The 19,781-nt window shown below is 64.1% G+C and carries 20 protein-coding genes and 1 pseudogene; 4 read left to right on the top strand and 17 right to left on the bottom strand.

Features of this window, described 5'->3' with window-relative positions; translation table 11 throughout:
- Nucleotides 1–208 precede the first annotated feature (208 nt).
- From BRAD3257_RS19255 to BRAD3257_RS19240, 5 genes and pseudogenes are all read right to left on the bottom strand, one after another.
- Nucleotides 209–541: pseudogene (locus BRAD3257_RS19255) on the bottom strand (TonB-dependent receptor domain-containing protein); the annotation flags it as partial.
- A 65-nt stretch (nucleotides 542–606) separates the two neighbouring features.
- Complete coding sequence (locus BRAD3257_RS19250; protein WP_122406651.1) at nucleotides 607–864, bottom strand: hypothetical protein; 258 nt, start codon at nucleotides 862–864, stop codon at nucleotides 607–609.
- A 200-nt stretch (nucleotides 865–1,064) separates the two neighbouring features.
- The gene (locus BRAD3257_RS19245) at nucleotides 1,065–1,277 is read right to left on the bottom strand and encodes a hypothetical protein (RefSeq protein ID WP_122403118.1); all 213 of its coding nucleotides are present in this window, start codon (nucleotides 1,275–1,277) and stop codon (nucleotides 1,065–1,067) included.
- Nucleotides 1,278–1,428: 151 nt separating this feature from the next.
- The gene (locus tag BRAD3257_RS40340; protein ID WP_164937104.1) at nucleotides 1,429–1,605 is read right to left on the bottom strand and encodes a hypothetical protein; all 177 of its coding nucleotides are present in this window, start codon (nucleotides 1,603–1,605) and stop codon (nucleotides 1,429–1,431) included.
- A gap of 122 nt (nucleotides 1,606–1,727) precedes the next feature.
- A complete protein-coding gene (locus BRAD3257_RS19240; protein WP_122403117.1) occupies nucleotides 1,728–3,464 on the bottom strand; it encodes an adenylate/guanylate cyclase domain-containing protein in 1,737 nt (578 codons plus the stop codon).
- Nucleotides 3,465–3,744: 280 nt separating this feature from the next.
- Here BRAD3257_RS19240 and BRAD3257_RS19235 point away from each other — a divergent pair, with 280 nt between their 5' ends.
- A complete protein-coding gene (locus tag BRAD3257_RS19235) occupies nucleotides 3,745–5,934 on the top strand; it encodes a lytic transglycosylase domain-containing protein (RefSeq protein ID WP_122403116.1) in 2,190 nt (729 codons plus the stop codon).
- A 75-nt stretch (nucleotides 5,935–6,009) separates the two neighbouring features.
- Here the strand turns inward: BRAD3257_RS19235 and BRAD3257_RS19230 are convergent, their stop codons facing one another.
- From BRAD3257_RS19230 to BRAD3257_RS19215, 3 genes are all read right to left on the bottom strand, one after another.
- On the bottom strand, nucleotides 6,010–6,372 hold the full coding sequence (locus BRAD3257_RS19230) for a hypothetical protein (RefSeq protein ID WP_122403115.1): 363 nt from the start codon (nucleotides 6,370–6,372) through the stop codon (nucleotides 6,010–6,012).
- Nucleotides 6,369–6,557: a hypothetical protein gene (locus BRAD3257_RS19225; protein WP_122403114.1), complete on the bottom strand. Its 189-nt coding sequence runs from the start codon at nucleotides 6,555–6,557 to the stop codon at nucleotides 6,369–6,371. The genes BRAD3257_RS19230 and BRAD3257_RS19225 overlap by 4 nt, the downstream gene beginning before the upstream one ends.
- A gap of 443 nt (nucleotides 6,558–7,000) precedes the next feature.
- Nucleotides 7,001–7,210, bottom strand: a complete 210-nt coding sequence (locus BRAD3257_RS19215; protein ID WP_244607991.1) for a hypothetical protein — start codon at nucleotides 7,208–7,210, stop codon at nucleotides 7,001–7,003.
- A 544-nt stretch (nucleotides 7,211–7,754) separates the two neighbouring features.
- Here BRAD3257_RS19215 and BRAD3257_RS19210 point away from each other — a divergent pair.
- The 3 genes from BRAD3257_RS19210 (at nucleotide 7,755) to BRAD3257_RS19200 (ending at nucleotide 10,882) form a co-directional block, all read left to right on the top strand.
- Entirely contained in the window at nucleotides 7,755–9,740 is a 1,986-nt protein-coding gene (locus tag BRAD3257_RS19210; protein ID WP_122403112.1) for a PAS domain S-box protein, read from the top strand.
- A complete protein-coding gene (locus BRAD3257_RS19205) occupies nucleotides 9,737–10,408 on the top strand; it encodes a response regulator transcription factor (RefSeq protein WP_244607990.1) in 672 nt (223 codons plus the stop codon). Before BRAD3257_RS19210 ends, BRAD3257_RS19205 begins: the two co-directional genes overlap by 4 nt.
- Nucleotides 10,409–10,495: 87 nt before the next feature.
- Nucleotides 10,496–10,882 carry a response regulator transcription factor gene (locus tag BRAD3257_RS19200; RefSeq protein WP_122403111.1) on the top strand — a complete coding sequence of 129 codons (387 nt, stop codon included), beginning with the start codon at nucleotides 10,496–10,498 and terminating at the stop codon, nucleotides 10,880–10,882.
- 47 nt (nucleotides 10,883–10,929) lie between these two features.
- On the opposite strand, the gene BRAD3257_RS19195 is transcribed toward BRAD3257_RS19200, so the two are convergent.
- From BRAD3257_RS19195 to pdhA, 9 genes are all read right to left on the bottom strand, one after another.
- Nucleotides 10,930–11,901, bottom strand: coding sequence for a tripartite tricarboxylate transporter substrate binding protein BugD (locus BRAD3257_RS19195; protein WP_122403110.1), 972 nt, complete (start codon nucleotides 11,899–11,901; stop codon nucleotides 10,930–10,932).
- 199 nt (nucleotides 11,902–12,100) lie between these two features.
- The gene (locus BRAD3257_RS19190; RefSeq protein ID WP_122403109.1) at nucleotides 12,101–13,342 is read right to left on the bottom strand and encodes a threonine synthase; all 1,242 of its coding nucleotides are present in this window, start codon (nucleotides 13,340–13,342) and stop codon (nucleotides 12,101–12,103) included.
- Nucleotides 13,343–13,406: 64 nt separating this feature from the next.
- On the bottom strand, nucleotides 13,407–14,828 hold the full coding sequence (gene lpdA / locus BRAD3257_RS19185) for a dihydrolipoyl dehydrogenase (protein ID WP_122403108.1): 1,422 nt from the start codon (nucleotides 14,826–14,828) through the stop codon (nucleotides 13,407–13,409).
- A 17-nt stretch (nucleotides 14,829–14,845) separates the two neighbouring features.
- A complete protein-coding gene (locus BRAD3257_RS19180; protein ID WP_027574345.1) occupies nucleotides 14,846–15,079 on the bottom strand; it encodes a hypothetical protein in 234 nt (77 codons plus the stop codon).
- A 9-nt stretch (nucleotides 15,080–15,088) separates the two neighbouring features.
- Complete coding sequence (locus BRAD3257_RS19175; RefSeq protein WP_122403107.1) at nucleotides 15,089–16,444, bottom strand: pyruvate dehydrogenase complex dihydrolipoamide acetyltransferase; 1,356 nt, start codon at nucleotides 16,442–16,444, stop codon at nucleotides 15,089–15,091.
- 62 nt (nucleotides 16,445–16,506) lie between these two features.
- Nucleotides 16,507–16,959 carry a nucleoside deaminase gene (locus BRAD3257_RS19170; protein WP_122403106.1) on the bottom strand — a complete coding sequence of 151 codons (453 nt, stop codon included), beginning with the start codon at nucleotides 16,957–16,959 and terminating at the stop codon, nucleotides 16,507–16,509.
- Between the two features lie 2 nt (nucleotides 16,960–16,961).
- Nucleotides 16,962–17,264, bottom strand: a complete 303-nt coding sequence (locus tag BRAD3257_RS19165) for a DUF5076 domain-containing protein (RefSeq protein ID WP_122403105.1) — start codon at nucleotides 17,262–17,264, stop codon at nucleotides 16,962–16,964.
- Between the two features lie 3 nt (nucleotides 17,265–17,267).
- Entirely contained in the window at nucleotides 17,268–18,659 is a 1,392-nt protein-coding gene (locus BRAD3257_RS19160) for a pyruvate dehydrogenase complex E1 component subunit beta (RefSeq protein WP_122403104.1), read from the bottom strand.
- 29 nt (nucleotides 18,660–18,688) lie between these two features.
- The gene (gene pdhA / locus BRAD3257_RS19155) at nucleotides 18,689–19,711 is read right to left on the bottom strand and encodes a pyruvate dehydrogenase (acetyl-transferring) E1 component subunit alpha (protein WP_122403103.1); all 1,023 of its coding nucleotides are present in this window, start codon (nucleotides 19,709–19,711) and stop codon (nucleotides 18,689–18,691) included.
- Nucleotides 19,712–19,781 lie beyond the last annotated feature (70 nt).

The raw sequence follows: 19,781 nt of genomic DNA, 5'->3' as shown, positions 1-19,781 counted from the left end.
GCCCGGCTCGCGACAATGACGACCTCCATGATCGCCCCTCGAGAATGAGCCGGGATGGGCGATACATACGCCAATTCCGAATTTCGGTAAAGTGGAATATTTTCGCGCCCGTGGGTTGACAGAGAAGCGATACAGGCAACGATGGCGTAGAACGCGCTGAAGCCGATCGTCTGGTTCACGAGCCAGGCACCGGTGACGACGAGCAGCGACCACTGAGCTTGAGGTCGATCGTGCCATCCGCAGGGATTGGCTTCTGCGTTCCCGCCTGATCGTTGTCCATGCGGCGCTCGCACCAAAAGCGGGCGATGGCGTCGAATACAAGGTAATTCTGCCAGATGTTCCAGGTGACGCCTGCACTTGCGGTGTAGCGCGACACCAGCGGCAAGTCGTTGCCTGCCCAGCTGCCTTCGCGGAAGACAGCTCGCATATAGGCCACGCCGGAACGCACCAGCACTGCATCGTTGATGCGATAGGAGACACTGGTCTCCGAGCCATAACGGCGGGTCGGATCGAGATTGGTGTTGTAGAACAGGATCGGATTGACAGTGCAGTCCGCCCGCTCTGATCCACAGCCCGCCCCCGACGTCCCGAGGCGCCGCCGGCCGCTCAGGTCCGCCCGCGCAAACGCTGGGCCCGGGCCCAGGCGACAGCGACATCGTGTGGCGGGACATCGACGCGTTTGACAGGCGTCAATTCGCCGGACGCGGAGACGATCGCGGTCTCCTCGCGGCGGCAGCGCGTGCAGACAAAGCGGACCTCGTGCGGGGACGCAGACCAGCTCGTCCGCTTCACATTGGCCGCCATCGGCCAGGCATCGCAATGCGAGCACGACACCAGAAATCGACCTGGATCGAGCATACCCATTCCATCGGACTCCGCGCCTGCCCGCCCCATTCAATGATTAATTCATGTGAATCGTTCCGGTGTCCAAGCACCGCCAGCCTTTGACCTCGGGTCGCTATCGGTTCCCGCATCCGCAAGCGTCAAGTCTCGTGGGCGAGTGGCGCTGCGACTTCAGCAACCTCTTCGCGCGGTTGCGATCCCTGCAAAGCAGGTGGTTCCGCTCAGCGAGCTCCCTTGAGGGTGCAGGAGGTCGTGCAGGTGACCGTCGTGCCGCGGTCGCACGCCTTGCAGGCGCTGACGCACTGGTTCATGTCGCGTGGATTGTAACTGTAGTTCCGCATCGGACAGGTCGAATTCGTCGTGCCGGTGATGTCCTGCTCCTGATCGCAGGCCGCCGTCATGAGCGCAAATATGACCACTGCAACGAGGCGCATGGGATTGCCCTATCAGGCATGGCAACGACACTCGCGAGGCACGCTGCATTGCAACGAGCCCCGGCCTTCCCACCACGAGCCGTCGCCGATTCAGCGACGCCCGCATGCTTCAAGGATGCGCGCCAAACGTTAAGAACGGATTGCAGACGGCTTAGGCCGCAGCCCTGGTCGCGATCGCTTGCCGCATATCTCCCGCCAGCTGGCGGTACTGCTCCGCGAGCCTCAAATAGAACTCGCGCTTGGTGCTGTCGGTGGCGAGCTTGGCAATCAGCTCGCATTCGGCGGTGAGCGTCTCGAACCGTTCGAGCCTGTCCTCGAGATGTGTCATCGGCGTGTCCCCATAAGACGCCTGAGGGACGTCAAACCTAAGCCCGGGAAATAGGTCACGGCGAACATCGTTATGAACTAGCATCTTTTTTTCCGGCCCGGCATGCCGGACCGGAGGCGTGGCTATTTCTGCTCCAGCCGCCAGGCGCCATCCCAATTGGCATCCGGCGGATTGGCCGCAAACCGGGTGATGCGGCCGAGCATCGCGCGCGACGGGCCATCACCAGGCACCGCCTCGAGTGCCGCGTTGAAGGCGGCACGGGCTTCGTCGAAGCGCCGGGCACGATAGGCGGCGAGACCTTTGGCATAGTGCCTGCGCAGGCTCACTTGCGCATCGGTAAGCGCGCCCGGTTTCGCCATCACCTCGAAGATCGCCTGCGGCGCGCTTTGACCCGCGACCGCCAGACGATCGATCTCGCGCAATTCGAGCCGCGATCCAATCGCATCCGCAGTCGGCTGCGAGATCAGGATGCGGGTGCCGTAGACCTTGTTGACTGCCTCGAGCCGCGCGGCGAGATTCACGGCGTCGCCCATCACGGTGAAGCTCATCATCAGCTCGGAGCCGATGCTGCCGGTCAGGACCTCGCCGGTAGCGATGCCGATGCGCAGATCGCACGGCGCCGGCATGGCGCGGATGCCGAGCAGATCCGGCAGCTGCTTCTGCAGCGCGGGCACCTGGTCGGCCATCTCGACGGCGGCAAGGCCGGCGAGCAGCGCCTGCTCGTCCTCCTCGATGAAGGGCGGGCCCCAATAGGACATGATGGCGTCGCCGATATATTTGTCGATGACGCCGCGATTGCTCCTGATGGGAGCGGACATCACGGTGAAATAGTGGTTCATCACCTTGACGAGGCCGCGCGGGGTCATGCCCTCGCTCATCGAGGTGAAGCCGCTCATGTCGCAGAACATGATGGTCATCACCCGGCGCTCACCGTCGATGGCGACCTCCGGCCGGTCGATCAGACCCTGCACCACCTTCGGGTCGATGTAGCGACCGAAGGTCTCGCGGATACGCTCGTTGCGGCGCAGCTGCTCGATCATGCGGTTGAAGGCCGCGGCGAGCTCGCCGATCTCGTCCTGCGTCGAGACGGTGATGGGCTTGTCGAACCGGCCCGCCTCGACCTCGCGGGTGCCGGCCAGCAGCAGCCGTACCGGGCGCGTGATGCCGCTGCTCACCAGCAGCGCAAAGACAAATCCGACGATCGCCGCGAGCAAGGTCACGATGCCCGAGACGATGATCGCCTGATGCTGGCGGCTGATCACCTGCGATGTCGAGAAGAAGACCTGCGTCAGCATGTCGGAGCGGATCGCATCGATCTTCCGGTTGAACTGGTCGCGCAGCACGTCGATGTGCTCCAGCGTGCCGCGGGCCTCGGTCATCTGCCTCGCGTCGACCTGCTTGAGGAGCTTCGCATGGTCCTCACTCAGGTCGCGGCGCAACTCAGCGACGGCGGTTTCGATGCGGATATCGATACGCCCCAGCGCAGCATTGTCGGAATACGTCCTGGGGTCGTCGATGATCGCGTTGATCAGCTTGCGCGCGGCCTCCGCCTCCTCCTCGATCTTGCGGTCCGAGACCTCGAAATCGCGAACGCGCGCCGCGTAGGCCTCCTCGTCCGACGGTGCCTCCATCCTGGTCATGATCATCCGCCGCAACGCCAGCCCCCGCTCGAGCGAGCGAATATTGGCACGCGCCAGATGGCTGTAGGCCGGGATGTAACGGTTGGTGAGCTCGGCCAGGAGGACGCCGACCTGGCTCGACATCACCATCGACAGGACCGAGGTGACCAGCATCAGGACGATCAATCCGAGGGCGATGCCGACGATCTTGCGCCGGATCGACTGGTTGAAAATCGGCATAGGCGCGGAGGCCAAAAGGACGAGCGAGGGAACTCATACACGGATTTAGCTGTGGGAACACGCGCAATCTGCGCCGTCCTGACGTCCCGCCCAATCGTTAACGAAGATTAAAGACACAACCCCTCTTCCGCCATTTCGGAAGTTCCCCAGTTCCAATCCGTATTTTGCCGCATTGTTGCGACAGCTTGAGGATGCGACACGACGCTGATGCATCGTTGATTCGCAAGCCGCATGTCGTCGCGGACCTTGGTTTGTAGTGGTTTCGCAGGGGGACCATCGAATGAACCAGTGCCTACGCTCGCTCGCGTGTGTCGTTGCCGTGGCCGCGATGGCCTTCCTTCCTACTCAACTGGCGGCGAAGAGCAGTCAAAAATCCTCCGCGCCGAAGAAGGCGCATGAGGCGAAAGCCGGCAAGCACCGCCATGCCTCCGACGGCAAAGCGCGACGCGGCAAGCACGCCGAGGCCAAGCGCAAGCCGAAAAAGACGGTCGACGAGCCCGCGGACAAGCCGGCAGCGCCGCCGCTGACCGGCGATCTCGCCGCGCTGAAGGATGCCATCGATCTCGCGCGCAAGGGCAAGACGGATGACGCGAGCGCAGCGCGCGACCGCATCGCCGACCCCGCCGGACAGAAGCTCGCCGACTGGTTCATGCTGCGCCATTCCGAGAGCACCGCGAATTTCAAGCGTTACGCCGCCTTCCTCGCCGCCAATCCGGACTGGCCAAGCAGCGCGCTCTTGCGCCGGCGCGCGGAGGCGCGGCTGTGGCAGGAGAAGCTTGACGCCGCCACCGTGCACAAGTTCACGATGGACCGGCCGACCAGCGCCAAGGGCAAGTTCGCACTCGCTCGCGTGCTGCTCACCGAAGGCGAGACCGACAGGGCTGCACGGCTCGTGCGCGACGCCTGGCGCATGGACGAATTATCGGAGCGCAGCGAGGAGGACGCCTACGAGGCGTTCCGCGATCTCCTCACGGCGGACGATCATCGGGCCCGCATGGACAAGCGTCTCGGCGCCAAGGACTATGCCGGCGCCAGGCGCGCGGCCAAACGGCTCGGTGAGGATGCGCTCGCGATCGTCAAGGCCTGCGCGGCGGTCACCGGCAAGGCGAGCAAGACCAAGGACTTTCTCGATGACGTCTCCGCCGACGCGCGCCGCGATCTCGGCTACGTGCTGTGCCGCGCTCAATGGCACCTCCAGAAGGACCGCATCGACGACGCTGCCGAGGTGATCCTCGCCGCCGCGCCCGACACCTTGGCGGCCCAGGACACCGACGCCTGGTGGCGCGAGCGTCGCCTGCTCGCGCGCAAGCTGCTCGACCAGGGCAAGTTCAAGACTGCTTATGATGTGGTGCGCACCGCCGCGGTGCCTGATAAGGAAGTCTACCGCATCGACTACCACTTCATGTGCGGCTGGATCGCGCTGCGCTATCTCGACGATCCCAAGACGGCGATGGTGCACTTCGCCGCGATCGACGAAGGTTCGGTCAATCCGATCGCGCTGTCGCGGGCCCATTACTGGCGCGGCCGCGCCGCCGAGGCCATGGGCGCGACGGCCGATGCGCGCATGAGCTATCGGGCGGCGGCGCGCTATCAGACGGCCTATTACGGCCAGCTCGCCCGCGCAAAGCTCGGCCTCGACCGGATCGAGCTGCGTCCGCCCTCGCCTGTGCTGGCCTCGGCCGATACGCAGCCAACGGACGAGCGCGTGCGCGCGGCCGACATGCTCTACGCCATCGGCGAGCGCGACGTGGCGTTCTACTACGCCGAGGATTTTGCCCAGGAGAGCACCGACGTCGTGGCGCTCGAAGCGCTCGCCGAGCTTGCCGGCCGGCGCAACGATGCGCGCGTGATGCTGGAGGTCGGCAAATCGGCGCTGGCGCGCGGGTTCGCGCTCGACCACTACGCCTTCCCGACCATCGGCATCCCCGAGCACAAGCAGGTCGCGCCCGCGATCGAGACCAGCGTGATCTATTCGGTGGCGCGCACCGAGAGCTCGTTCAATCAGCGCGACAAGTCGCCGGCCAATGCCGTCGGATTGATGCAGGTGACGCCGGAAGCCGGCCGCGACACCGCCAAACGGTTCGGCCTCACCTATGACTGGGACAGGATGGTCTCCGATCCCGTCTACAACACGCAGATGGGCGCGGCCGAGCTCAGCGCGCTTCTGTCGGAATATCGCGGCAACCAGATCATGGCCTTTGCCGGCTACAATGCCGGCCGCGGCCGGGTGCGCGAATGGGTGCAGGCGCGCGGCGATCCCAGGGATCCCAATGTCGATCCGGTCGACTGGGTCGAGCGCATTCCGCTGTCGGAGACCCGCAACTACGTCCAGCGCGTGATGGAGAACGTGCAGGTCTACCGCGCAAGGTTCGAGGGCAGCGGCTTGGTCGCCGGCAAGAGCGACCAGCGCGTGGTTACGCACGAGGCCGGTGTAACGGCACCCGCGGCTGCCGCAGCACCCGCTCCCTAGTCGGCGCCGCCGGGGCTGGACGCACCGCCTGCAAGGATAGGGTGCTGCGGCTTCCACGCGAGTGCAGCCGCGCAGCTAGGTGTCACCTCCTCCCATCGTGATCAGATCGCGACCGTCCAAATATGCGCCGGTCAAGGCTCTCGCGAAGGTCCAGGCGTTGATCGTGCAGCTCCAGCACCAGACGGCACTCAGGACCGCCAACGTCTCGATCATGTTGCCGGCTGTGAGCTCGACGTTGCCGGCAGACGGCTCGGTCCGCCGAGGCACCGACCATTGCATCAACAACGTGACGAGCTCGTCGCGCCGGTAGCAATCGTAGTCACAGTAACGGCGCTGCGTCCGCGCATGCCGGACATAGCTGGAGCGGAGCGACCGCGAGCATGTGCTGCACGTGGCCGCGTGCAACGGGGGCTCGTGATTGACCACCACGAACTTCATGACGCCGCTCTCACGCCATCTTTCGCGAGCGCTTCGCAGAACAGCGCATAGCACTGATGGTCGCAGTAAGGCAGCCGGGTCGCGATCTCGCGGAGATAGCCGCCGCTGATCGGCTCGCGGCACTGCATGCACCAGGTCTGCCGGAACGGGGTCCGGCCGTTCACGAGGACGAACGCAAATCTCATGTGGCACCTCCCAAAGCAAAGCAGTAAACGCTGTCGAGCGGAGACAGTGCGGGTGGTGGAGCGCAAAGATGGTTTCGGCCGTCCGGATTATCCCTGTTTCGCTCCACCTTTTGCGGTGGGACCAGAATGTATCTCCCGTCCTCCCGGCGCCGGGCATAGATCTGACCGTCGACGTATTTGATGTCGGTCGGATAACAGTCGGCGCTGTTGCAACAACTGAGGCTCGGATTGTCCGGCATGTGCCAGGTCGAGTAGAATTTTTCGTGCAGCGCCTGGTCCTGGGGCGGGTGCTGGCGATGAGCGGCGCCGTGTTCCGTCTCCTGTGCCTGGACCGCCGCAATGGAGCCGAGGAGAGCCATCGAGCACAAGAGCTTGCATGGGCGGTTCAACGCACGGGCTCCCGGATCAGACCTTCGGAACGACGTCAGCTCTCCAATTCAGCCTTAGGCGACCTGAGCCTGGAACAACCACCGGCGGTCACGTTCGCGGCGTGTGCGGAAGCGATCGACGCACTTCTTGGAGCAGAGCGCGGTACGCCACGAATAGTGGCGGATCAGGCCGAACTTGCCGCCGCACACCGCACAGCCGTTGACCGAAGAGCAGCGCTCGAACTCCGATGGGCGACGCGCAGGAATTACCGATGTATCGCACATTGTTCTCTCCCTCTGTTGCTCTCGCTTTTGTCAGTTCGACCTCGCATGGGTCGTAAATTGCCGCGATCGCAGCTGCCTCTCGAGAAATGAACGGCCTCGTGCCCGGTCGCTGCAGGTCGGTGAGAGGCTTCGGCCCCGTAGGTCTGAGCCCGCTACCCGTACGACCGCTGCGATTGGTGGTCGACATTCCCGATGGTCACGAGGCTAGTCCGCCCGGCACGAAGCGCTCAATTGTACGGAAGTAAATCGCCGACATGACTAGGATTGGAGAAGCTATACCTAGGTTTGTCCCGTACTTGCCCGGATGGACTCTCGCACCGCCTCCGCCCTCGCATTCAACGAGACGGCGCACGGCCCGCGGGCTGCAGCGTCACCGCGAAAAATCTGCCCGGCGCGGCATGCTTGATGCGCCGCAATGGACAAGGTGGTGAGCAGTCCACTCCAACGACCGTCGCGACCGCCCGTCCGACTTTGGCTGGAATTGCTCCTTCGGCGGCAACGTGCTCTACTTGCGTTCACGCAGAGAGCGCCGGGAGCGTCTGCGATGAAGCCGGGCCGGGCAGTAGCGTTCGGGAAGTCAGCCGCGCAATACCTCGTCGGCTGTGTCAGGCACACTGTTACTGCCAAGCCGCGCGTTGAGCCCGGTGACGCCGGTCTGTTGGAAGCGGTCAAGCAGTGGCAGCAAGTCTTCGAGCACAACCCGGTCATGTACTTCATGGTCGACCCGGCCGGAACTGTCATGAACGTGAACACGTTTGGCGCCGCGCAGCTGGGCTATACGCCCGCGGAGTTGATCGGCCGATCGGTGCTGGATGTCTTCTTCGAGGAAGATCGCGCTACTGTCCGCGCGTGCATCGCGCTGTGCCTTGAGACTGTTGATCAGTCACACACCTGGGAAATCCGGAAGGTTCGCAAGGACGGTTCGGTGCTATGGGTGCGCGAGAACGCCAAGACCATGCTGCGGGCGAATGGCGGGCCAATCGTGCTGGTCGCCTGCGAGAACATCACCGAGCGCAAGGAAGCGGAGAATGCGCTGCGACAGAGCGAGGCTTATCTCGCCCAGGCGCAGGAATTGAGCCACACCGGCAGTTTCGGCTGGAAGGCCGCAACCCGCGAGATCACCTGGTCCAAGGAGACCTACCGCATCTTTCAATGCGACGAGGGAACCAAGCCAAAGATCTCGTTCATGCTCGCGCGGATCCATCCGGACGACCGGCTCGCAGTGCAACAGACTACGGCTCGGGCCGCCCGAGAGGGAAAGGATTACGATCACGAATACCGGCTCGTGATGCCCGACGGCTCCATCAAGTACGTCCGAGCGGTGGCTCGGGCCACGCGAGATGCGAGCGGTCAATTGGAATTCGTCGGATCGGTGACCGACATCACGGCGACCAAAGAGGCGGAGCGCCGCCTTCGTGACAGCGAGCAGCGCTTTCGCGATTACGCCGAAACCGCCTCCGACTGGTTCTGGGAAACGGGGCCGGACCATCGGGTTACTCGGATATCGGAACACTCCGATACAAACACCGCCCCCGCCGGCCTGATTGGATTGACGCGTTGGGACATCGCTCCGGACGCAGATCTCGAACCCGAAAAATGGCGACAACATCGGGCGGCGCTCGATGCCCATATCCCGTTCCGCGACTTGGTATATCGCAGCAAAGACCGCAACGGTCAGCCGATCTACGTCCGGACCAGCGGCAAGCCGTTCTTCGACGCCGACGGCACTTTCCTGGGCTATCGTGGCGTCTGCACCGACGTGACCGCGGCCATCCGGGCCGATCAGGCCGAAGACGCACTGCGCAAGGCCCAGGCCGAGCTCGCCCATGTCACACGCGTCACGACACTGGGTGAGCTGACCGCGTCCATTGCCCACGAAATCAATCAGCCGCTCGCCGCCGTGATTGCAAACGCCGACGCCTGCCTCGCCTGGCTGCAGCGCAGTCCACCCGACCTCAAGGCGGCCCGCCGCTCCGTGGAGTGGATCATCGAGGATGGCAAGCGTGCCAGCGACGTGATCCGTCACGTTCGGGCGCTCGCCAAGCGTTCCGATATCGAGATGGCGCCGCTCGACGCCGGCGCGGTCGTGCGCGAGGCTGTGGCGCTCGTTCAGCGCGAGATGGCCAGCCACGCCGTGTCGGTTCGCATGGAGCTGTCGTCGACACTGCCCAGGATCTTTGGCGATCGAATTCAATTGCAGCAGGTCCTGATCAACCTGATCAAGAACGGGATCGAGGCCATGGAAGGCATCGATGACCGCCCGCGCGAGCTGGCGATCCGTTCAGCGACCGACGACAATGGCGCGGTGCTGGTGAGCGTATCCGACTGCGGCGCCGGCATCGACGAACAGGCGATGGACCGCCTGTTCATGCCGTTCTTCACCACGAAGTCCAGCGGCATGGGCATGGGCCTGTCGATCTGCCGCTCGATCATCGAGGCCCATGGCGGGCGACTTTCCGCCATGCCGAACCAGGAGCACGGAGCGACTTTTCAGATCACCCTGCCGCTGCATCGCGAGGACGCATCGTGACCGAGCGCGCGCAATCTTCGCCGCCCGGGGAGGATGGCGATCAGCCGATCGTCTTCATCGTCGACGACGACGCGTCCATGCGCCGCGCGCTCACCAACCTGTTCGAATCGGTGGGCCTCAAGGTCGAAGCATTCGGCTCTGCGCCGCAACTCCTGCAGGCCAAGCCGCCAGACGTCCCCAGTTGCCTCGTGCTCGACATCCGCCTGCCGGGAGTTAGCGGTCTCGACCTGCAGGCCGATCTTGCCAAGGCAAATATCCACACGCCGATCATCTTCATCACCGGCCATGGTGATATTCCGATGACCGTTCGGGCCATGAAGAGCGGCGCGATCGACTTCCTCACCAAGCCGGTTCGCGACCAGGACATTCTGGACGCGGTCCAGGCCGCGATCGAGCGAGACCGCAAGCGACGCGACCTCAACAGGACGGTCTCGACCGTCAGATCGCGCTTCGAGTCATTGTCCTCGCGGGAAAGAGACGTATTGTCGCTGGTGACGTCCGGCCTGATGAACAAGCAAGTGGCCGCCCAGCTCGGTTTGGCGGAAATCACCGTCAAAATTTACCGCGGCCAGATCATGCGGAAAATGGGCGCGAAATCGCTGGCCGACCTGGTGAGAATGAGCGAGGCGCTCGGGATTCGGCCAAACAAATCCGACATACAAACCTAAGTATGAGTTTCCAATGGTGTCTGGCGGGCCCACCCTGAATGTGGCCGCAGCGACGGCAAGCGTATTCCCGGGAAAGGAGCAGACGTCTTGTCAGTCCCCTCGGTCATTTCAGTGCTTGATGATGACCCCTACGTGCGGGCCGCGATCAACAATCTGCTGAAGTCACGCGGTTACAACGTACACACATTCGCTTCCGCCCACGAATTTCTGGCTTCGGCCGACTCGCACGGCACCTCGTGCGTGATTGCGGACGTGCAGATGCCGGTGACGAGTGGAATCGATCTGCTGACGCAGATGCGCGCGCAGGGATCCGCGACGCCCTTCATCCTGATCACGGCGTTCCCGGACGAGAGCGTACGTGTGCGTGCACACAAAGCCGGGGCAACCTGCTTTCTCGACAAGCCGTTCAACGCGTCGGATCTGATGAAATGCCTGGAGGTGGCGCTGGCAGCAGGCGACGAATCCACGCAATGATCGCCTGGCCGTCAGCGCCGAGTTTGGATGACCTGACGACGCGCGCCTCAATCCACCTTGATATTCGCCGCCTTGATCATCGGCCACCATTTTGCGATCTCGGCCTGCTGGCGAGTGCCAAGTGCTTCGGGCGTGAGCTGATCCTTCGGTGTCATCTCCAGGCCCTGGTTTTCGAGCTGCTTCCTCACCGCGGGATCGTTCAGCGCCTCCACGGCCGCGGCGTTGAGCTTGACCACGATCTCTTTCGGCGTCCCCTTCGGCACCCACATGCCGGACCACAGCGTCATGGTGAAGCCTTTGAGGCCCGCCTCCGCCGCGGTCGGGATCTCCGGTGCCGAGGCCAGGCGCTTGTCGTCTGTGATGGCGTAGGCGCGGATGGTGCCGGCGCGGACCTGGTTGATGGAGTTGGAGGTCTGGTCGACGATGATATCGATCTGGCCGGCGATAAGGTCGTTCAGCGCGGGCGCAGTACCGCGATACGGCACGTATTGCAGCTTGATGCCGGAGACGCTCTCGAAATAAACCCCGGCGATGTGGCTGCCGGAGCCTGCACCGGCGGTGCCGGCAGTCGGCGGCGACGGTCGTGATTTCAGCCAGTCCAACAGCTCCTTCAGCGAGGTCGCGGGCACCGCGTTCTTGCTGACCACGATCATCGGATTGCTCGGCAGCAGCACCACCGGCTCGAGGTCGGCGACGAGGTCGTATTTGAGCTTGTAGACGGCACCGTTGGCCACATGGGTGCCGAGGTGGCCGAAGGAGATGGTGTAGCCGTCCGGCGGCGATTGCACGGCGCGGCCGACGCCGATCGAGCCGCCCGCGCCCGTGACGTTCTCGATCACCACCGGCTGCCCCAACGTCACCCGCATCCGCTCGGCAAGCACCCGCGCCATGGCATCCGAAGGCCCACCGGCCGCGAAGGGCACGATGATGGTGATGGGACGGGAGGGATAGTCATCGGCGCGCGCGGCACCGGTCACAGCGAGAACAGCAATCAGTGCAGCCCAGACGGCCTTCTTCATTGTCTTCTCCCCAGCGATGTCGTTTTGTTTTTCTTCCCCTCGCCCCGCTTGCGGGGCGAGGTCGAAGCGAAGCAATTCGGATGAGGGGGTTCAGATCTCACGAAGATCTCATTCGCGGAGACAGGCCCCTCACCCCAACCCTCCCAGCGCGAGCGAAACTCGTCGCGCCCCCGTGAGAACGGGGAGAGGAAGAGGCAAGTCAGAACTGCGAGTAATCGATCGGCTTGTGGCGATCGAGCGTGCGGGTGACCGGCGGCAGCGGATATTTCAGACCGGTGGCACAGTTGAACAGCATCACGCGGTCGGTCTTGCTGACGCGACCATCGGCAAGGCTCTCCTTGTAAGCGGCATAGGTGGCCGCGCCCTCGGGGCACAGCAAAAGCCCCTCCTCGCGAGCAACCTCGCTCAGCGCCGACGAGATCTTGTCGTCGTCGACTGCGATGGCAAAGCCTTTGCTCTCGCGGACTGCACGCAGGATCAGGAAATCGCCGATCGCCTGCGGCACGCGGATGCCCGACGCAATGGTGTGGGCGTCCTCCCAGCGCGTCGCATGCTCGGTGCCGGCCTCGAAAGCCCGCACCATCGGCGCGCAGCCGGAGGCCTGCACCGCGACCATGCGCGGGCGCTTTGAGCCGATGAAGCCGATCTTCTCGAGCTCGTCGAAGGCCTTCCACATGCCGATCAGGCCGGTGCCGCCGCCGGTTGGATAGAAGATCACGTCGGGCACGTCCCAGCCGAGCTGCTCGGCGAGCTCGAGGCCCATCGTCTTCTTGCCCTCGATGCGGTATGGCTCCTTCAGCGTCGAGGTGTCGAACCAGCCGACCTTGGCCTTGCCCTCGCCGACGATCTTGCCGCAATCGTCGATATAGCCATTGACGCGGTAGACGGTCGCGCCCTGCAGCTCGATCTCGCTGACATTCACTTCGGGCGTATCGGCCGGGCAGAAGATCGTCGTCTTGATGCCGCAGCTCGTCGCATAGGCCGCCAGCGCCGCACCGGCATTGCCGTTGGTCGGCATCGCCATGTGCTTGATGCCGAGCGCCTTGCCCATCGACACCGCCATCACCAGGCCACGCGCCTTGAACGAGCCGGTCGGCAGCCGTCCCTCGTCCTTCACGATGATCTCGCCGCCACCGAGTTTTGCGCCGAGCTTGGGCAACCGGATCAAGGGCGTCGTGACTTCGCCGAGCGAGACGATGTCCTTGCATTTGCGCACCGGCAGCAGCTCGCGGTAGCGCCACATGTCGCCGGGCCGCTGGGCAAGCGCGTCTTTCGTCAGCGCCTTCTTCACGCCGGCGAGGTCGTAGCGCACGAGCAGCGGCTTGCCGGCCTTGGAGAGGTTGTGGACCTGGTCGGCCGCGTAATGATCGCCTTCCATCGCGCATTCGAGATGGGTGACGAAGGTCGGGCGTTCGATGGTGAGGTTGTCGTTGTCGTGCATGGGTGATTTCCTTCTTATTCTGCAAACAGCTCTCTTCGCTCGCAACGACGGCGGTGGCGCTCGGTCAAATATTCAACACCCGTCCGTACGCATCCAGCACGGCTTCCTTCATCATCTCCGACAGGGTCGGATGCGGGAACACCGTGTGCATCAGCTCTTCTTCCGTCGTCTCCAGGTTCATGGCGACCACGTAGCCCTGGATCAGCTCGGTGACCTCGGCGCCGACCATGTGGGCGCCGAGCAGCTGGCCGGTCTTCTTGTCGAAGATCACCTTGACGAGGCCCTGGTCCTCGCCGAGCGCGATCGCCTTGCCATTGCCGACGAAGGGGAAGCGGCCGACGCGGATCTCGCGGCCACTCTCCTTCGCCTTGGCTTCGGTGAGGCCTACGGAGGCCACCTGCGGATGACAATAGGTGCAGCCCGGGATCATGTTCTTGTCCATGGGATGCGGATTGAGGCCCTTGATCGCCTCGACGCAGATCACGCCCTCATGCTCGGCCTTGTGGGCCAGCATCGGGGGACCGGAGACGTCGCCGATGGCGTAGATGCCGGGAACGTTGGTTTTGCCGTAGCCGTCGACCACGATGATGCCGCGATCGGTTTTGACGCCGAGCTTTTCGAGTCCCAGATTTTCGATGTTGCCGACGACGCCAACCGCCGAGATCACGCGCTCGAACTCGGTCGTCACGGGCTTGCCCTTGCCGTCGTCGATGGTGGCGACGACGCTGTCGGCCTTCTTCTCGAGCTTGGTCACCTTGGTCGAGGACATGATCTTAATGCCCTGCTTCTCGAAGCGCTTGCGCGCAAGACCTGCGATCTCGGCATCCTCGACGGGGAGGATCTGCGGCAGCACCTCGACCACGGTGACGTCGCTACCCATGGTGTGGAAGAACGAAGCGAACTCGATGCCGATCGCGCCGGAGCCGACCACCAGCAGCGACTTCGGCATCCGCTCCGGGATCATCGCCTCGAAATAGGTCCAGACCAGCTTCTTGTCAGGCTCAAGGCCGGGCAGCACGCGCGGCCGGGCGCCGGTCGCGACGATGATGTGCTTGGCCTGATACGTCCCCTCGCCCAGCGCCCCCTTCGGACCCTCGACATCGGACTTCTTCACGGTGACCTTGCCGGGCGCGTCGATCGAGGCGGCGCCCCAGATCACGCTGACCTTGTTCTTCTTCATCAGGAAGCCGACGCCGTCGTTCAGCCGCTTGGAGACGCCGCGCGAGCGCTGCACCACGGCCTTCGGATCGAACGAGACCTTCTCCGCCGAGAGGCCGTAATCCTTGGCGTGCTGCATGTAGTGGTAGATCTCGGCCGAACGCAGCAGCGCCTTGGTCGGGATGCAGCCCCAATTCAGGCAGATGCCGCCGAGATAGGATTTTTCCACGATTGCCGTCTTGAGGCCGAGCTGCGCGGCGCGGATCGCGGTGACATAGCCGCCGGGACCGGAGCCGATGATGATGACGTCGAAGGATGTATCGGCCATGTCGGCTCCCGTTCAACTCAAGAGGTCGTTGCACCGCCGGAGCGGCGTTTTGAAATGATCGACCTGACCAGCCATTCGATGACGCAGATCGAGATCAGGATCGCAAGACCGATGAAGACGATCGGCTGGGCAATGCTGCGCGAGAGCAGCTCGCCGCTGAAGAAGGCGTCGCGCAGAACGCCGGTGCCGAGCGGGCTGACGAGGATGATGATCGACAGCAGCATCGATATCCAGGGCCAGCGCGTCGTCATGCGGCGGCTCTAGACCATCATCATCACGGGGTTTTCGATCAGCTGCTTGAACGCACCGATCAGCTCGGCGCCGAGGGCACCGTCGATGGCGCGGTGATCGCAGGACAAGGTCACGCTCATCATGTTCGCGATCTCGATCTTGCCCCCGCGCACCACGGGGCGCTCCTCGCTGGTGCCGACCGCAAGGATCGTCGCATGCGGTGGATTGATCACGGCCGTGAAGTGGCTGATGCCGTACATGCCGAGGTTGGAGACGGCGGTGGTGCCGCCCTGGTATTCCTCGGGCTTCAATTTGCGGGAACGTGCGCGCGCGGCGAAATCCTTCATCTCGTTGGAGATGGTCGAGAGCGTCTTGGTCTCCGCTTTCCGGATGATCGGCGTGATCAGGCCGCCGGGCATCGCGACCGCAACGCCGACGTCGGAATGGTGATGCTTGACCATGCCGCTTTCGGTCCAGCTCACATTGCAGTTCGGGATCTTCTGCAGCGCGACCGCCATCGCCTTGATGACGAAGTCGTTGACCGAGATCTTGTAGAGCGGCTTCTTCTCCTTGTCCTTCGGCGCGGCGGCGTTGATCTCCTCGCGGGCAGCGAGCAGCTTGCCGATGTCGCAGTCGATGGTGAGATAGAAGTGCGGAACGTTCTGGATCGATGCGGTCAGACGCTGGGCAATCGTCCGGCGCATGCCGTCATGCGGGATGATGTCGTAGGACCCCGGCTCGAACAGCGACAGGATCTGCTTGTCCGACATGGTCGGCGCGATCGCGGGCGCACCCGACGGCGCCGCGGCGGGTGCCTTGAGGCCCTTGCCGGACTTGGCCTGCTCGACGTCGCGCGCGACCACGCGGCCGTGCGGGCCGGTACCGGTGACCATCGCCACGTCGATGCCGGCTTCCTTGGCGAGACGCCGCGCCAGCGGCGATGAGAACACACGGCCGCCATGGCCATTGCCCTGCACGGCGGCAGCTGCAGCCTGCGGGGCCGGTGCGGCGGCCGGTGCCGGCGCCGCCTTCGGTGCGGCCGGAGCAGGTGCCGGCGCCGGCGCCGCAGCAGGTGCTTCAGCGGCCTTGGGAGGTGCAGCCGAGGCGGTCGGCTTCGCAGCGCCCGCGGCCTTCACGTCCTCGCCTTCGCCGGCAAGCACCGCGATCACGTCGTTGACCGGGACGTCCTGCGTGCCTTCGGGCACCAGGATCTTGGCTATCGTGCCCTCGTCGATCGCCTCGACCTCCATGGTCGCCTTGTCGGTCTCGATCTCGGCGATGACGTCACCGGATTTGACCTTGTCGCCCTCCTTCTTCAGCCACTTGGCGAGGTTGCCCTTCTCCATCGTCGGCGAGAGAGCGGGCATCAGGATGTTGATGGGCATGCTGACCTCAAGAAGAACTTTGCAAAACGTCGTTTCCGACAGCGGAGACGAACAGACCAGGTTTAGTTGCCGATGTCGCCCTGCCACAGGCGCTCATTGGCTGGGATGGAACGCCAATTCTTCATCATGGTGATGGAGCGGTCGTCGGCAAGATCGATCCAGGGGATGCCGAACTTGTCGAGGATGTCCTTGGAGCCGGGGAAAGTGACGGATTCGCCGATCACCACCAGCCTGACCTTGAACAGCGCCAGCGCGCCGGCGCACATCGAGCATGGCGACAGCGTGGTGTACATGACGGTATCGTGGAATTTGATCGCACCGGCCTCGCGCAGGCAGCTCATCTCGCCGTGCAGGATCACGTTGTTCTCCTGAACACGGTTGTTGTGGCCGCGGGCGATGATCTTGTTGTCGCGCGTCAGCACCGCGCCGATCGGCAGGCCGCCTTGCGCGATCGAGGCCTCCGCTTCGCGAATCGCCTCCAGCATGAAATCGTAATGATAGGATTCGATCGCCACGGTCAGTGCCCCTTGCCGCGCGGCGTCGTGGTGCCGGTGTCGGTGGGACGCTCGATCTCCGCCTGGAACATGTCGAGGATCCGATTCAGCGCGTCCTCCTCGGTGTATTCACTCTCGCGCGCATAGGCGCGCGCGGCGTGGCGGGCAAGATCGACCAGCAGGAGGCCCCACATGTCGGGCTCCTCGAAGGCGCGTTGGAACGCCATCGACAGCCCGCCGTCCAGCACGAACACGCGCAGGATCTCGACCGCGTCTTCGCGGGTCATGACGTCCGGCGGCAGTGGCTGCTCCCTGGGGCCCGCCATGGTCTACCTATAGCAGACGGCTTTGGCGGCCTCGACGACTTCCGCCGCCGAGGGCAGCGCGAGCTTCTCCAGGTTCGCGGCATAGGGCATCGGCACGTCCTTGCCGGCGACGCGCGCGACCGGCGCATCCAGATAATCGAAGGCGTTCTCCATGATGCGCGCGGCGATCTCGGCGCCGACGCCGCTTTGCGCCCAGCCTTCTTCCACGGTGACGGCGCGGCCGGTCTTCTTCACCGAGTTGATGATGGTCTCGGTGTCCATCGGACGGAGCGTGCGCAGGTCGATCACCTCGGCCTCGATGCCGTCCTTGGCAAGCTCGTCGGCCGCCTTCAGCGCATAGGTCATGCCGTTCGACCAGGAAATGATGGTGACGTGGCTGCCCGAACGCACGATGCGCGCCTTGCCGATCGGGATCACGTAATCGTCGAGCTTGGGCACTTCGCCGGTGTGACCGTAGAGCACCTCGTTCTCGAGGAAGATCACCGGGTTGGGATCGCGGATCGCAGCCTTGAGCAGACCCTTGGCATCGGCGGCCGAATATGGCGCGATCACCTTCAGGCCCGGAATATGCGAGTACCAGGCCGAGTAGTCCTGACTGTGCTGCGCGGCGACGCGCGCGGCGGCACCGTTGGGCCCGCGGAACACGATCGAGCAGCCCATCTGGCCGCCGGACATGTACAGCGTCTTGGCCGCGGAGTTGATGATCTGGTCGATCGCCTGCATGGCGAAGTTGAAGGTCATGAACTCGACGATCGGCTTGAGGCCCGTCATCGCGGCACCGACGCCGACACCGGCAAAACCGTGCTCGGTGATCGGCGTGTCGATCACGCGCCTGGCGCCGAACTCCTGGAGCAATCCCTGGGTGACTTTATAGGCGCCCTGATATTCGGCGACCTCTTCGCCCATCACGAACACATCGGGATCGCGGCGCATCTCCTCGGCCATGGCGTCGCGCAGCGCTTCGCGGATCGTCTGCGTCACCATCTCGGTGCCGGCAGGCACTTCCGGATCGGGCTCGGCGACGGCCTGCGGTGCAGACGGCGCAGCCTTGGGCTGCGGCACTTCGGCCTTGGCCGCCGCAGGCGGCGCCGACTCGGCAGCCTTCTCCTGCTTGGCGGGGGCCGGCGCCTTGGCAAGATCAGCAGCGCTCTCACCGTCGGCGAGGATGGTCGCGATCGGCGTGTTCACCGCGACGTCGGCGGTGCCCTCGGGGATCAGGATCTTGCCGAGCGTGCCCTCATCGGTCGCCTCGACCTCCATCGTCGCCTTGTCGGTCTCGATCTCGGCGATGACGTCGCCGGACTTGATCGTCTCGCCCTCTTTCTTCAGCCATTTGGCGAGGTTGCCCTTCTCCATCGTGGGCGACAACGCGGGCATCAGCACTTGAATTGGCATATCTTCTCCAAAAGAAAGCTTGCGCGCGTTCAGCGGTAAACGTCGGTCCAGAGCTCGGCGGCGTCCGGCTCGGGATCATGCTGGGCGAAATCGGCAGAGGCGTTGACGATGTCGCGCACCTCGGCGTCGATCGCCTTCAGGTCCTGCTCGCTGACCTTGGCCGCCAACAGGCGGTTGCGCACCTGCTCGATCGGATCCTGGTCGTGGCGGACCTTCTCGACCTCCTCGCGCGTGCGATATTTTGCAGGATCGGACATCGAGTGGCCACGATAGCGGTAGGTCTGCATCTCCAGGATGTAGGGCCCCTTGCCGGCGCGGCACCAGGCCGCCGCCTCCTCGCCCGCGGCCTTGACGGCGCGGACGTCCATGCCGTCGACCTGCTTGCCGGGGATGTTGAAGGAGACGCCGCGCTTGGAGAAATCCTGCTGCGCCGAGGCGCGCGAGACCGAGGTGCCCATGGCGTAGCGGTTGTTCTCGATGACGTAGATCACCGGCAGCTTCCAGAGCTCCGCCATGTTGAAGCTCTCATAGACCTGGCCCTGGTTGGCCGCGCCGTCGCCGAAATAGGTGACGCTGACATTGCCGTTGCCGCGATAGTGATTGGCGAAGGCAAGACCGGTGCCGAGCGAGACCTGGGCGCCGACGATGCCATGGCCGCCGTAAAAGTGCTTCTCCTTGCTGAACATGTGCATGGAGCCGCCCTTGCCCTTGGAATAGCCGCCGCGGCGGCCCGTGAGCTCGGCCATGACGCCGTTGGCGTCCATGCCGGTGGCGAGCATGTGGCCGTGATCGCGATAGCCGGTGATGACCTGATCGCCCTCTTTCAGGGCCATCTGCATGCCGACCACCACGGCCTCCTGGCCGATATAGAGGTGGCAAAAGCCGCCGATCGCGCCCATGCCGTAGAGCTGGCCGGCCTTTTCCTCAAACCGCCGGATCAGGAGCATGTCGCGGAGCGCCTTGAGCTCCTGCTCCCTGGTGAATTCCGGTGGCGAACCGCCGTCGGACTTGTCCTGTGAAGTGCTTGCGGCGGCTTTCTTGGGTGCGGCCATAGGAATTCCGGGTCAGAGAAAACTTTCGCCCTCTCTAACCCAAGTCAAACGCCCTTGGAAAGCACCGCGG

It is taken from the genome of Bradyrhizobium vignae (assembly GCF_900324035.1).
GTDB lineage: Bacteria > Pseudomonadota > Alphaproteobacteria > Rhizobiales > Xanthobacteraceae > Bradyrhizobium > Bradyrhizobium vignae.
This window is presented reverse-complemented; position numbering and strand designations above follow the sequence as displayed.

Coding starts and splice junctions, on each gene's coding strand:
- BRAD3257_RS19230 (WP_122403115.1), bottom strand. CDS start 6,372: ATGAAGTTCGTGGTGGTCAATCACGAGCCCCCGTTGCACGCGGCCACG.
- lpdA (WP_122403108.1), bottom strand. CDS start 14,828: ATGGCCGATACATCCTTCGACGTCATCATCATCGGCTCCGGTCCCGGC.
- pdhA (WP_122403103.1), bottom strand. CDS start 19,711: ATGGCCGCACCCAAGAAAGCCGCCGCAAGCACTTCACAGGACAAGTCC.
- BRAD3257_RS19165 (WP_122403105.1), bottom strand. CDS start 17,264: ATGGCGGGCCCCAGGGAGCAGCCACTGCCGCCGGACGTCATGACCCGC.
- BRAD3257_RS19160 (WP_122403104.1), bottom strand. CDS start 18,659: ATGCCAATTCAAGTGCTGATGCCCGCGTTGTCGCCCACGATGGAGAAG.
- BRAD3257_RS19175 (WP_122403107.1), bottom strand. CDS start 16,444: ATGCCCATCAACATCCTGATGCCCGCTCTCTCGCCGACGATGGAGAAG.
- BRAD3257_RS19180 (WP_027574345.1), bottom strand. CDS start 15,079: ATGACGACGCGCTGGCCCTGGATATCGATGCTGCTGTCGATCATCATC.
- BRAD3257_RS19190 (WP_122403109.1), bottom strand. CDS start 13,342: ATGCACGACAACGACAACCTCACCATCGAACGCCCGACCTTCGTCACC.
- BRAD3257_RS19240 (WP_122403117.1), bottom strand. CDS start 3,464: ATGCCGATTTTCAACCAGTCGATCCGGCGCAAGATCGTCGGCATCGCC.
- BRAD3257_RS19215 (WP_244607991.1), bottom strand. CDS start 7,210: ATGTGCGATACATCGGTAATTCCTGCGCGTCGCCCATCGGAGTTCGAG.
- BRAD3257_RS19225 (WP_122403114.1), bottom strand. CDS start 6,557: ATGAGATTTGCGTTCGTCCTCGTGAACGGCCGGACCCCGTTCCGGCAG.
- BRAD3257_RS19210 (WP_122403112.1), top strand. CDS start 7,755: ATGAAGCCGGGCCGGGCAGTAGCGTTCGGGAAGTCAGCCGCGCAATAC.
- BRAD3257_RS40340 (WP_164937104.1), bottom strand. CDS start 1,605: ATGACACATCTCGAGGACAGGCTCGAACGGTTCGAGACGCTCACCGCC.
- BRAD3257_RS19250 (WP_122406651.1), bottom strand. CDS start 864: ATGGGTATGCTCGATCCAGGTCGATTTCTGGTGTCGTGCTCGCATTGC.
- BRAD3257_RS19245 (WP_122403118.1), bottom strand. CDS start 1,277: ATGCGCCTCGTTGCAGTGGTCATATTTGCGCTCATGACGGCGGCCTGC.
- BRAD3257_RS19235 (WP_122403116.1), top strand. CDS start 3,745: ATGAACCAGTGCCTACGCTCGCTCGCGTGTGTCGTTGCCGTGGCCGCG.
- BRAD3257_RS19195 (WP_122403110.1), bottom strand. CDS start 11,901: ATGAAGAAGGCCGTCTGGGCTGCACTGATTGCTGTTCTCGCTGTGACC.